7 protein-coding genes and 1 pseudogene are annotated in these 12898 nt (G+C 59.8%); 3 read left to right on the forward strand and 5 right to left on the reverse strand.

Annotation, left to right across the window (positions count from 1 at the left end; translation table 11 throughout):
* Window positions 1-75: 75 nt before the first annotated feature.
* The 3 genes from ACFTSA_RS21570 to ACFTSA_RS21580 form a co-directional block, all read right to left on the reverse strand.
* Window positions 76-1617, reverse strand: coding sequence for a class I adenylate-forming enzyme family protein (locus tag ACFTSA_RS21570; RefSeq protein ID WP_377953925.1), 1542 nt, complete (start codon window positions 1615-1617; stop codon window positions 76-78).
* A gap of 109 nt (window positions 1618-1726) precedes the next feature.
* Window positions 1727-2773, reverse strand: coding sequence for an NAD(P)H-dependent flavin oxidoreductase (locus ACFTSA_RS21575; protein ID WP_377953927.1), 1047 nt, complete (start codon window positions 2771-2773; stop codon window positions 1727-1729).
* 116 nt (window positions 2774-2889) lie between these two features.
* Window positions 2890-3669, reverse strand: a complete 780-nt coding sequence (locus ACFTSA_RS21580; RefSeq protein WP_377953929.1) for an SDR family NAD(P)-dependent oxidoreductase — start codon at window positions 3667-3669, stop codon at window positions 2890-2892.
* 381 nt (window positions 3670-4050) lie between these two features.
* On the opposite strand from ACFTSA_RS21580, the gene ACFTSA_RS21585 reads away from it, so the two are divergent.
* Both ACFTSA_RS21585 and ACFTSA_RS21590 read left to right on the forward strand, forming a co-directional pair.
* Window positions 4051-6942, forward strand: coding sequence for an FAD-binding and (Fe-S)-binding domain-containing protein (locus ACFTSA_RS21585; protein WP_377953930.1), 2892 nt, complete (start codon window positions 4051-4053; stop codon window positions 6940-6942).
* 541 nt (window positions 6943-7483) lie between these two features.
* Window positions 7484-8362, forward strand: a complete 879-nt coding sequence (locus ACFTSA_RS21590) for a zinc-binding dehydrogenase (protein WP_377953973.1) — start codon at window positions 7484-7486, stop codon at window positions 8360-8362.
* Window positions 8363-8606: 244 nt separating this feature from the next.
* Here the strand turns inward: ACFTSA_RS21590 and ACFTSA_RS21595 are convergent.
* Window positions 8607-8720, reverse strand: a pseudogene (locus ACFTSA_RS21595) (transposase); the annotation flags it as partial.
* A gap of 502 nt (window positions 8721-9222) precedes the next feature.
* Between ACFTSA_RS21595 and ACFTSA_RS21600 the strand changes: the two are divergent.
* A complete protein-coding gene (locus tag ACFTSA_RS21600; protein ID WP_377953932.1) occupies window positions 9223-11391 on the forward strand; it encodes a glycogen debranching N-terminal domain-containing protein in 2169 nt (722 codons plus the stop codon).
* A 205-nt stretch (window positions 11392-11596) separates the two neighbouring features.
* On the opposite strand, the gene ACFTSA_RS21605 is transcribed toward ACFTSA_RS21600, so the two are convergent.
* Window positions 11597-12808 carry an NAD(P)/FAD-dependent oxidoreductase gene (locus ACFTSA_RS21605; RefSeq protein WP_377953934.1) on the reverse strand — a complete coding sequence of 404 codons (1212 nt, stop codon included), beginning with the start codon at window positions 12806-12808 and terminating at the stop codon, window positions 11597-11599.
* Window positions 12809-12898: the final 90 nt, after the last annotated feature.

Here is a 12898-nt window from a genome sequence, read left to right on the forward strand (position 1 = left end):
TGTCCTAACTCGTTTTCTTTGGCAGCATGTCTGAGAGCGCTGCGCATAGTCTTGGTGGCGGGTGCAGTTCCGCCGTTATGAGCTGCTTTGGCTTGCTTCGGCCGACAAAAGCGCTGCCACGTCACGCCGGCTGACTTTTCCGGTTGTCAGATTTACTGGAAGGGCGTCGACCGCGATGAATTGGCTGGGGACCTTATAAGACGACAACCGCGCTGCGGTGAACGCCTTAAGCTCGTCGTCGTCAAGGGTCGAACCCACTTGGGGGACAATGGCAGCCACCACACGCTGGCCGTAGATGTCATCCGCGATGCCCACCACGGCAGCTTCAGCAACGGACGGGTGCTGCTGCAGGACCCGCTCGACTTCCGCAGGAGAGATATTTGTGCCGCCTCGGATAATGACATCCGATAGACGGCCAACCACGTAAACGAAGCCATCCTCGTCTACTCTCACAAGATCTTTGGTGCGGTACCAGCCATCTTCGGTTATAGCGGCTTGCGTTTGCTCCTCGTCACGCCAGTATCCGAGCATTAGTCCAGGGCCGGAGGAGTAGGCTTCCCCAATTTGGCCTGCCGGGACTTCATGCCCTTCGGCGTCCAAAACCTTCAGCTTCGAGCGTGGCACCAACTTGCCAGCGGAGCCCTGTCTGGGGGTTGGGGTGGAGATGGGGTCATACGTCACCAGTGGTAGACATTCAGAGGCGCAGTAGGCGTCCAGGACGGGCAGCCCGGTCTGTGCCTGCCAGCGGCTGAAAGCGGCCTCATTTCGGGGCTCTCCACCTGAAATGCAAAGTCGCAGTGAAGGGAAGGCAGGATGGCCGCTGTTGTTCTGTTCTGCGAATTGTGCCAGTTTCCCGAAGGTTGCAGTGACGCCAGCCAGGAACGTCGCACGGTGTTTCTCGATGGCTGGCGCGATCATCTCCGGACGGGCCCTGCGGACCACGACCACGGTCCCGCCGCGTAGCAGGACGGCCAATGAGGTGCTGGCGAGCCCGTACAGCCAGGCCATTGGTAGACAAATGATGGCTGTGTCTTCGGGGCCAAGGTGCCAAACCTCACCGTAGGTATCCGCGCAATTGTGGATGACGGTTGCTGAGAGCATAATCGCTTTCGGCCTGCTAGTGGTGCCCGACGAGAAGCAGATCATGGCGAGGGGTTCGCGAAGACCTTCGGGGTTGGGCGACGCGTTATGCCGTACCTCGGTAACCCGAAAGTCAGCAATATCGACAATGGGCGCGTTACGTGCTGCTGGAGTGACCAATGCGCGGTCGACGCTTTCCGAAGTAACGATCAGTGCCGGGTCACTCGTATCAATGGCGTACTCCAGATCACCGGACCCCGAAGAGGGGTAGACGGTCACAAGGACGCCGCCGCTACGCCATACAGCCAAAGCGGTTACCAGATAGTCGGCGGAGCTTTCAGCAATGAGGGCTACCCGGTAACCCGGTTTGAGCCCGGCTTTGAGCAGAATCCCGGCGCGGCGCTCGATGGACGCCTGCATATCCCCATAGCTGATGGTCCTATCGCCATCGATAATCGCCGTTTGGCCGGGGTTGCGGCCAGCGACTTTCTCGAAGGCGGATACACACCCCATTTGCTCGGTTGACGAGTTGTTCATATCCGCTCCACCTTGAATTTGATAGTTGAACACGCTGTAGGCCCGTTGAGCCTGCTGGCAGTCACTAAGACGGGTTGCCTGCCAGTCCTTGGGCCCAGCGATCGGCTAGTCAGACCCCGAGTCCTTTGAGGATCTTCTCAGCGTCCGAGGCCATGTTCTCCACGATCTGGCCGGCGGGAAGAATCTCGTGAACCAGCTGCATTGTCTGGCCGACGGGCATCATGCCGAAATCCATGTCACCGTCCTGGTACCCGGTCTCGACCCGGGTACCCGCGACCGCGTACTGGCCGGGGAAGCCTGCGGGCTTCTTATCGGCCGCCGTCCACTCCGACGTCCATTTGTTTTCGAAAGCGCGCATGCGCTTACCGCTGTAGGAGTAGGTGATGGTGCTGTCCTTGAAAGTGCCTTCGACTACGCGGTTCTTGAAGTTGTCATGGCCGTATGCCTCCGGGCTTGCGATGAATCGGGTACCAACCCAAACACCTGCTGCGCCCAAGGCGAGGGAAGCTGCCAGTCCTCGCCCGTCGGCGATGCCGCCGGCAGCCAGGACGGGCTGCTTTACAACATCCGCTACGGCTGGCACGAGGGTCATGGTTGATGCGTAGCCAGTGTGGCCCCCGGCCTCGGTGCCCTGGGCGACGATGAAGTCAACACCGGCATCGCTGGCTTCCTTCGCTTTGCCCACGGAACCGACAAGGGAAAAGACAGTTATCCCACGATCCTTGCATTCCTTGATGAACCAGTCAGGCGTGGCGAAGGTCAGGACAACGGCGGCAGGTGCTGCGTCCAGGACGATCTGGACTTGATCTGCCACGGCGCCAGGGGTTAGGAGAGCTTCCACGCCGGCCAATTTTTCCTGGTCGGCTCCGGACAGTGACTGCCACAGCTCGCGCACCGGTGCCCACTGGGCTTCATCCTCGGTGGTAAGGGAATCCGGAAGCAGCAGGTTGACCGCATAGGGTTTGTCGGTGCCAGCTTCGATCTTCTTGATTTCGGCCCGGAGGTTATCCGGCATGAAGCTGACGCCACCGAGGCAACCCAGGCCCCCGGCGTTGCTAACGGCGGTTACAAGCTCGGCCTGCGCCACCCGGGCCATGCCTGCGGAGCAGATGGGGTATTGGAGACCGAGGGCCTCGGTCAATGCTGTCCTGATCACTGATACACCTTTCACGTCCCGGATTTCAGCTTCTGCCTTGCTCCGGCTGTTTCATGTTGTCCCCACTTGGGGCCCTTGGTTGTTTGTTTGTTAGCCCGCCATACAGCCCGGCAGATTTAGGTGGCGTTCCAGCCGCCATCGACTTGAATGGTCTGACCGTTGACATAGCTGGCGGCATCGGAAGCGAGGAAGAGGACGACACTCGCGACTTCTGATGGTTCACCTGACCGTTTTGCAGGGATGAGGAAGTCCATGATCTCGGGCGATACTCCAATGCCGCGTTGCTGGGTTGAGACAAGGTCTCCCAGGATTTCCTCAGAGGTCGCACGGAGGTTGGTTTTGATGACGCCGGGAGCGACGACGTTTGCGGTCACACCATGTGGGGCAACATCAATGGCCAGCCGCCGGGTCAGGCCTTCCAGGCCAGCCTTGGAAGCGACATACGAGATTCCGTCGGCCGCACCCCGCTGGCCTGCAACTGACCCGATAGTGATGATGCGACCGGAGTTCTGCTTGGTCATTACCTGTGCCGCGGCGCGGGCTCCGTAGAAGGCCCCGGTCAGGTTGACCCCGATGATCTTGGCCCATAGCTCCGGGGTCGTTTCAAGCACGTCGGCGTATCCGTCGAATACCCCTGCGCTGTTGACGAAGACGTCCAGCTTCCCGGCCTTGTCCACGACCTCGTCTACGAGTGCGGATACCGACTGGTAGTCGCTGACATCTGCAACCCTTGTGTGCAGTGACTCCGGAGAACCGAGTTCGTTTCGAGTCTCTGCGAGGCGTTCCTCGGAGATATCGCTGGCGAAGACCTCATATCCTGCTTCGACAAATGCCTTGGCAATGCCTCGACCGATACCCGATCCGGACCCTGTGATTAATACGCTTTTGCTTCCCATGCCATTCAAATTACGGGGATAAATCCTGTGGCGAAACTGGCAACTTCACGGCATCGGGCCGTTCTCTTCGTGGAAGCTACAGGTAGTGTCGCAGAGGCTCCACACACTGCGATGATCTGCCCAGTCCCGTACCGGTAGGGCACGATAGGGTTTGTACCCCAGATCTAGGTGGAGAGTTGAGGCAGCAAAACAGGGGCCCTTGGAAAAGGACCAAAGTTCCGTTCTTTCTCTCGAAGAAATTATGGCGGCTGCTTCCCCTGAGACCACCCTACGATCTCAGAACAATATTCGATGGCGAAGGTAACACCTCGTCGACAGGGCAGAGCCGCCACCAGTCTTAGATAGGCCCGACAGGCCACCTTTACGGAAAGTTTCAGCACCATGAGCTCAGACATCACCGAAGCGCTTGTTCGTGATCTTAAAGACACTGGCATAGAGGTGGACAGCAGTAGTCGGCGACGGACCGAGTACTCGTTTGATGCCTCCAACTACCGTGTCCGGCCACTGGCGGTCGCCTTTCCCCGCAGCAGCCACGACGTCAGGTCGATTATTCAAATTTGCCGGCGCCACGGATGCCCCGTGACGAGCCGGGGTGGCGGGACCAGCATGGCCGGCAACGCCATCGGAAGCGGCCTCGTGCTGGATTTTTCCCGTTACATGAACCGCCTGCTGCAACTGGACCTGGAGTCGCAGACCGTCACGGTCGAGCCGGGGATCATCCTGACTACCCTGCAAAAGGAAATTCAAGCAGCAACAAGTGGTACGTATACCTTCGCTCCTGACCCTTCATCTATGGGGCGCGTCACTGTGGCGGGGGCGATAGGCAACGATGCCTGCGGCAACCACTCTGTCAGGGACGGCAGAACCGCCGACCATATCGTTTCAGTGGACCTGGTCACGGCATCGGGACACTTGGTGACTGCTGAAGCAGGCGGAGTCCGGGCAGTCGATCCCTCGGACGCGGAATCGACGGCGGAGGCCGCACGAATCCAGGAAGCACTAAAGCATCTTGCTGACTCCAACCTGGCCGTTTTCAGGACTGAGTTCGGTCGACTTGCACGGCAGGTTTCCGGATACCAGTTGGCGAACCTCCTTCCTGAGAACGGGTTCGATACGGCTAAGGCGCTGGCCGGCAGCGAAGGTACCTGCGCCGTCATCGTGTCTGCCACCGTCAAGTTGGCAAAGGTTGCACCTTCGGCGCTTCTGGTTTGTCTGGGTTATCCCGACGTCGTTGCCGCAGCGTCGGATGTGCCCGAGATCCTGCGGTTTAATCCTGCAGCCGTTGAAGGTATCGATGATGCAATCGTCCAGACAGTCCGCCATCGCCGGGGGGACGCGGCAGTCGGGGCTCTTCCAAAGGGCAATGCATACCTTTATGTCGACCTGGATGGTGAAAACCCTGAAGATGTTCGTCTGCAGGCGGACAATCTTCTGCAAAGCTTGGCTGAGCGCGGAAATCTCCTGGAAGGATTGGCCGTACCGGACCCGGTCGAACGCGCGAACCTCTGGCGTGTAAGGGAAGACGGGGCGGGTCTCTCATCCCGGCTGGCGGACGGGGAGCAGTCGTGGGCCGGATGGGAGGACGCAGCCGTTTCTCCGGAGAATCTTGCGGCTTATCTTTCGGACTTCATTGCCCTGCTGGAAAAACATCAACTTCGCGGCGTGATGTACGGGCACTTCGGGGCCGGCTGCACTCATGTACGAGTAACCTTTGACCCACGAAGCGAGTCGGGGCGTGAGATCATGCAACGCTTCCTCCAGGAGGCGGCTGCTCTCGTTAGCCGCCACGGCGGATCGCTTTCCGGTGAGCATGGGGATGGCAGGGCCCGTTCCGAACTCCTTCCGATTATGTATAGCCCTGCAGCCATCACAGCCTTCGCTCACTACAAGGCCATCTGGGATCCTCAGGAGCTCCTAAACCCCGGAATCATCACCAAGCCAGTCCCGGTCATGGCAGACCTCGCCCTCGCTGGCGCCCCTGCACGCGGTTTCCGGACTTCCTTTGCCCTCGAGCCGACGACGAAAGGCAGAGAAGGCTTTCCGGACGCCGTTCAATCCTGCATCGGTGTTGGACGATGCCGTACCACGGCTGGAGCGGGAGTTATGTGTCCAAGCTACCGGGCCACTCGGGACGAAAAAGACTCAACCAGGGCCCGTGCACGCGTCTTGCAGGAAATGGTCATGGGGTCCAGAACGGCGGAGGAGGGGTGGAAATCGAAAGACGTCCGAGAGTCCTTGGACCTTTGCCTTTCCTGCAAGGCATGTTCAAGTGACTGTCCTGCAGGAGTCGACATGGCTTCGTATAAATCCGAGTTCTTCCACCACTTCTACCAGAGGCGCCTGCGTCCTTTGTCGCATTACAGTCTGGGTTGGCTGCCAACGTGGCTGAAGGTCACCGGCCGCATAGCCCCATTGATCAACATGACCCTTCGCAGCCCTCTTGCTGGGGTAATCGCCCGTGCCGCAGGAATCACAGCGAAACGCAAGATGCCTGACTTCGCGTCGCGGAGACAGCTACAAAGAGAACTGGGGGACAGCAGGCCGGCTGAGGCCGACACTGTGCTATTCGTGGACAGTTTCACTCGCGGATTCCGGCCGGCAGTCGCGGGTGCAGCGAAACGGGTCCTGGAAGACGCCCAGAAATCTGTTGAGTGCAGCGCCGACCAATGCTGCGGTTTGACCTGGATCTCAACAGGACAATTGGATACAGCCCGGAAGCTCCTTGCAAAGACTGCCGCCGCCCTCGATGACGGGACAGACCGCCCAATTGTCGTCATCGAGCCCAGCTGTGCAGCAGCACTGAGAAAAGACCTGCCCGAGCTCGTGCCAACCGAATCCGCGCGCCGCGTCGCAAGTCGTATTCAGAACTTCGCGGGCGCGGTCTTGGAGCAAGCAAGCGCAGGCTGGCGTCCCCAAACCGTGCCCTCGGCAGTCACCGTCCAGACTCATTGCCACGAATACGCCACTTTTGGATCAGCGTCACAGACCTCTGCGCTGGCTGCTTTAGGAGTAACCACTATCACTCAGGCCACCGGCTGCTGCGGTGTTGCTGGGAACTTCGGCTTCGAACACCAGCACTTTGACGTCAGTATGGCAGTTGCTGAGCAGTCGCTGGCGCCTGCACTACGGGAAACGCTGGACGGGACGCCCATCCTGACGGACGGATTCAGTTGCCACATGCAGGTCCGGCAAATTCTGGAAAACCATACGGACCAGGCATCTCGCCATCTCGCTGAGATCATCGATCCGAGACTTGCCCGTGAACAGCAATAGGTCCCGCAGCTCCCAACTCGTCCAGTAATCGCAATCATCTGCGGCCCCAAGTACCCCGGGTCCTCCAGCTGCTATTTCAAGTTGGAGGACCCGGAACCACCGTGTTCAGTGGCCCACGGAGACCCGGGGGAGATGCCTATAGGAATCTTCAACCTGGGAAGCGGAATCTCGTTGAATCTCCAATGCCGGCGACGCCAATCCGGACCTACAGTTCTAGTGTCATGGGCAGGATGTCCGGCCCAAGTCCTAAAGCACTCGGTACCCCATCAGCCTTTTCAGACACTCATCAGTTCGGAGACTCCCATCGGAAGCGGAAATGAGGAGGAATCGCGGAAGTACTGGCGCACGCATCCAGCGGCACAAGCTAGGGCCACGCTAAACAGTGGATAGTCAAGTGATCCCGCAGACTATGCTTGCCTTCCCTCTCGAAGCATTTGGTGCCAGTGACGTACTCCAAATACGTACTCGAGATGTCCCGGTCCCAGGGTGGGGCCAAGTCCTCGTGAAAGTAGAAGCCTGCGGTGTTTGCGGCCAGGACATCATGAGAAGAAGCGGCAAGGTCGATCGGGTCCTGGGGCCGGTGATAGGACATGAGATAGCCGGCACTGTTGCCGGCACTGGTCCGGGCTTGTCGGAATTCCGGCTTGGAGACCGGGTTGCCTCCACACAGCGCACGTCCTGCCACACTTGCCGGCACTGCCTGGGTGGACGGGAAGTTCTCTGCACGCAGGGGGTCCTCTACGGAGAAGGCCTGGACGGAGGCTACGCCGAATACTGCGTTATCGATGAACTCAGCCTTGCGCATATTCCCGATGAAGTTTCCTTCGACGCTGCCGCCATTGCTGCGTGTGCCATTGGCACGGGATATCACGCGCTGATGCTCGCAGGTGTAAAGCCAGGCCAGCGCGTGCTGGTTACAGGGGCCAGCGGGGGCATCGGAATACATGCTCTCCAGTTGGCCCGAAGCATGGGGGCCGAGGTTGTAGGGGTTACTTCCAGTGCGCGAAAAGTCGATAAGCTGCGGCTGTATGCCGACGAGGTTGTCGTTGCTGAGGGAGGAGTGTTCGACAAGGAAGTCCGACAACGAAACCTCCAACCGGACATCGTCCTTGACATGACTGCATACGCGACCCTGGACAGCAGTCTCCGGTCGGTCCGACGTGGTGGCAGCGTCGCCGTCGTGGGGAACTTAGAAAACAAGACAGTCGCCATCTTGCCGGGAGCGTTAATCCAACGAGAGATACGACTTGTGGGTTCCAAAGCATGCAGCCGTGCTGAGCTGGAAGATTGCCTGCAGTTCCTACAACGCAATCTTGTTCGTGCCGAAATACAGGAGATCTTGCCTCTTCAGTCAGCTCCAGTCGCCCATGAACTCCTCGAGTCCGGGGCCGTGCAAGGCAGAGTTGTGCTGAGACCATGAGATCCATGCCGTCAATCTGCCAGAAGAGGGACAAGTGCCACGGGTACCTGCGGCACAGCCAGAAGCGTTAGTTGACCCGCGTCTTGCCGTTAGCGTCGTTCTGCTCCGGGATGCACCCGCAGGACTTGAAGTGTTCGTTCAGCACAGGGTCTCAACCATGGATTTTGCTGCCGGCGTCATTGCATTCCCAGGAGGGCGGGTTGACGAAATCGATTCCACGCACATGAACTTCGGTCAGCACCGTCTTCGTGTGGGTGCCGTTGCGGGAATTCCCGCTCCCACGCCCGGACACGTCGTGCTTTTCGTATCCGAGGTGTTCGTCGATTTCCGCTTCCAGATCGGTCTCCAGGACGCTCTTCGTGAAACCGGTTCAACAGCCCTTCCGGACCGACGAGGTCGATGCCCTGCTCCCTGGCCTGGGCCAGGAACTCTTGCTGATCCACATCAGTCGCCATGGGATCCATGGTTCCGCTCATGAGCAGTCCTCCCCGTCAGGCAACGCCCGGCCTGTCAGGCCAACCACGGATTCACCGGTATTCCCAGTGTCACGGTCAGGCAGGCCTGCCCCAGAGGGCGATGTAGGTAGGCCCCGTACGGTGAGGGTGTCAGCGCTGGCTGGCGCAGGGCCTTCCCAGTCAAGCAGGGAGTGAGTCCCCGGCTTCGTTGCGTATTCGTACGTCCCGTGACCGTACCGGAGTAGGCCGGCCCGCCCGGATCCCACAGCGGAAGGCGTTCTAAGCAATGATGCATCTGGCATCCTGAAACAAGCAGGAGTACCGTCGAGTAGTCGGCAGCGATCGGCCGCAGCGCGTTCCTATCGAACCAGACCAGGCCGGCATTGGCTTCTAAAGGGGGCATGGATGGCTGGGTGGAATGTTGACACTGCGGCCGGTGCATTGGGGGCCGGGACGGTCACACTGGTGGAGGGATCGTCCTTCTGTATTTCAGCGCCGAATGGAGACATACACGCCGAACTTCCGCATGGCGTCTTTGTTCACGACACCCGCGTCCTGTCCGGGTGGAGCCTGACGATTAACGGCAAGCCGCTGGAGTCACTGGCTGCTGAGACGAGGGAGCCGTACCGGGCACTGTTTGTCGGCCGCGTTCCGCAATCAGAGGGGTATGCGGACACGCCGCTGATCGTGCAGCGGCTGCGCGAGGTGGGGGTCGGCATCCAGGAGCAGATTACCGTTCGCAACCACTCCCTGAAGCCCGCCCAATGCGAAATGGCACTGAGCATTGAGGCGGATTTCGCGGACCTCTTCGAGGTCAAAGAAGCACGCATCCAGGGACGCTGGCACCAAACACGCCGGGCAGCCGGTGACACGCTGACCATCGGGGCAACCTGGCAAGAGGTCCGGAAGGGCGTCGTGATTCAGGCCCCCGGAGCCGTCGTCTCGCCCGAAGCTCTGACGTACGAGGTGTCCGTTCCGCCGCACGGGCAGTGGAGCACGGTTCTCACTGTCGTACCCGACACTGAGCGAGCCGGCACCGAGGGGGCCGCTCTCGCGGCGTTCGCCCATGCTGAGGGGGACGGAATGTCCCCAAGGGACCGGCGCAGGCAGGAATGGGTCGCGAAGATTCCGGTGCTGCAGATGGGAAACCGCTCCATCGAACGCACACTGCGGCGCAGTTATGACGATCTGGGCGCCCTCCGCATCGAGGACCCGAACCATCCAGAGCGCGTGGTCGTGGCCGCCGGGGCCCCGTGGTTCATGACTCTCTTCGGTCGCGACTCGCTATGGGCCTCAGAAATGGCGTTACCCGTGGACCCGTCCCTGGCCCTGGGGACGCTTCAGACGCTGGCAGACCGGCAAGGAACCGTAGTGGACCCAATAAGCGAGGAGGAGCCGGGCAAGATCCTGCACGAGGTCAGGCTTGATGTATCCAGCGGCTTGTCTCTCGGAGGCAAGTCCAACTACTACGGCAGCGTAGACGCCACTCCCCTGTTCGTCATGATCTTGGGATCGGTCAGCCGCTGGGGATTCGCCAAGGACACCATCGACGCCCTGTTGCCCCATGCGGACAGGGCTTTGGACTGGATCCGGGATTATGGGGACAAAGATGGTGACGGGTTTGTCGAATATCAACGCCTCAACCCCGCGGGCTTGATCAACCAGGGCTGGAAGGACTCGTGGGACGGCATCAACTTCGCCGACGGCACCTTGGCCGAACCGCCGATCGCACTCTGTGAGGTGCAGGCTTACGTCTACTCCGCTTACTCAGCCCGCGCCTGGATGGCCTACGACGCCGGGGATGCCACTCTCGGTGACGAGCTCGCCGGGCGGGCGAAGCAACTGAAAGAACAGTTCAATGAGCAGTTCTGGATTCCAGAACGCGGTTACTACGCCATCGCCCTCGATGGGGGGAAGCGGCAGGTTGATTCATGCGCCTCCAATATGGGCCACTGTCTGTGGCTCGGCATCGTGGATGACGATAAAGCCCCACAGGTAGCCGAACGTCTGATGTCCCCGGAGATGTTCACCGGCTGGGGAGTGAGGACTCTGGCCAGCGATATGGGGGCCTACAACCCCGTGAGCTACCACAACGGCTCCGTCTGGCCCCACGACAACGCGCTGATAGTAGCCGGGCTTCTTCGCTACGGTTTCATAGCAGAAGCCCAGCGAATCTCCACCGCGCTGCTCGAGGCGGCCGAGTACTCGGACGGCCGCCTGCCGGAGCTGTTCTGCGGTTTCAGCCGGGACGAGCTCGCCGCACCCGTGCCCTACCCCACAGCCTGCTCACCACAGGCCTGGGCCGCGACTACCCCAATCCTGTTGGTGACCAGCCTGATGCGGTATGACACTCACGTTTCCCGCGGAGGGTTCTGGCTGGATCCCGTACTTCCAAAGTCATACGGCGACCTGCACATCACCAACGCGCCCCTGGCCGACGGCCGAATCACCATCGACATTGCCGATTCCGTCCCGTCCGTCCAGGGACTGCCCGACGGCGTGGTGTTCCACCGCGGGCACCGGCCATGGATGACAGAACTCGTAGAACAGGCAAACATGCGCCGAAAGGCATAGGAAGGCCAACCCAACAGCCAGTTCATCTCGCCGCATATGTCGCCTGGTCGCCTTCCACTGCCGTTGACAAGCGGTGTACGGAATCAACACCTGGCCCCCATTTCGTCCCTTGCAGGGAAATACTCCAACCGGAGTGGCGGCAGGGAAATACTCCAACCGGAGTGGCGGCATGTGGCGTGCCGCCCACTCCTGCCGGGCGTTCAGGTTACCAGTGGACGGTTGCCCCAGGAATTACGGGATCAAGCTCGCGGTTCCAGCGAACCTCCGTCAGGTCAATCTCAGGTTCACTTCCCGTGAGGAGTTGGCTGATAAGTTTTCCGGTCATTGGCCCTGAGGAATTGCCGAACACATGTCCGGCCGCCATGATGAGGCCGGGCGTGATTTCATCAATCACCGGGACGAGATCTGATGTAAACGGCAGGACACCTGCCCATACTCGGTCTATGCCCACCTTCCTTAGACCTGGGAAATCTCCGATAATGTCATCGGCGATTGCTTTCAGCCCGTCAAGTGTCGGGAATAGATCTACTTCCGAAGGGTAGTCCATCGGACAACCAATCAGGATTTCCCCATTCGCCCGTTGTGCGGCGAGGGTGAGCATTTCATAGCCAGACTCTTCTTCGATCCTGCTGCGGAAAAGCTCATCGTCCCAGCTCGGTAGGTTGCGGAAGAGCCCGTATGATTTTGCTGCGGTGGGACCGTAGACGACCGGCTTGATCTGCATGGGCAGGGGTTTGGTAGCCATAACCTGGAGGCGTTCGCGCCCGATTGGGACTTCCAGGTTGCTCGCCCGCATCAGCTTTTCGGTCCATGCTCCGGATGCAACGACTACCTTGTCTGCGAAAAAGTTTCCTTCATTCGTTTCCACGCCGATGACACGTCCTCCGGAGAAGATGAGTTTGGAAACGGTTACGCCTTCGCGGAGGTCTGCCCCTTCGGCCCGTGCTCCCGCGGCCAGGGCCGCCACCACTGTGGCTGTATTGATCTGGGCGTCCTCGGCGCAATAGCTGGCGCCGACAACGTCTTCACGGATCGGCCCGACCAGGTCCCGAACTTCTTTGTTCTCCAGCAGCGACATATCGAGGCCGTCGGCCTGTCGTGCAGCAACGAACTCCTTGAAAATGGGCGCCTGGAGTTCGTCGTGGAAATAGATCAGACCGCCTTCAGCCCGGAATTCGAAGGGGATGGGCAGGTCGTTACGGAGTTCATCGTAGAGTGCACGGCCCTTCTTCGAGATGTCGAGTGCCCAACCAGGGTTGCGGCAATGGAGCCAAACGAATCCTGCGTTGCGGCTGGACGCGCCAAAACCGATTGTTTTCTGTTCGAGCAAGGTGACGTTCAAGCCTAGTCGTGCGGAAAAGTATGCGCTGGATGTACCGATGAGGCCACCGCCAATGATAAGAACTGAACTGGTCAAGATTAAATCCTTTCGGAGCAAGGGGGCGAAAGTGGGAAACTAATGTCACTTGTTTCGACATAGTCACGTCCCAAGGCTTTGGTATCGCGC

Origin of the sequence: Arthrobacter sp. NPDC057013 (assembly GCF_042674585.1) — a bacterium.
Taxonomy (GTDB): domain Bacteria; phylum Actinomycetota; class Actinomycetes; order Actinomycetales; family Micrococcaceae; genus Arthrobacter.

Excerpts from the sequence above, each read along its gene's own strand:
- ACFTSA_RS21570 (WP_377953925.1), bottom strand. The coding sequence starts at position 1,617 with ATGAACAACTCGTCAACCGAGCAAATGGGGTGTGTATCCGCCTTCGAG.
- ACFTSA_RS21580 (WP_377953929.1), bottom strand. The coding sequence starts at position 3,669 with ATGGGAAGCAAAAGCGTATTAATCACAGGGTCCGGATCGGGTATCGGT.
- ACFTSA_RS21585 (WP_377953930.1), top strand. The coding sequence starts at position 4,051 with ATGAGCTCAGACATCACCGAAGCGCTTGTTCGTGATCTTAAAGACACT.
- ACFTSA_RS21590 (WP_377953973.1), top strand. The coding sequence starts at position 7,484 with ATGAGAAGAAGCGGCAAGGTCGATCGGGTCCTGGGGCCGGTGATAGGA.
- ACFTSA_RS21600 (WP_377953932.1), top strand. The coding sequence starts at position 9,223 with ATGGCTGGGTGGAATGTTGACACTGCGGCCGGTGCATTGGGGGCCGGG.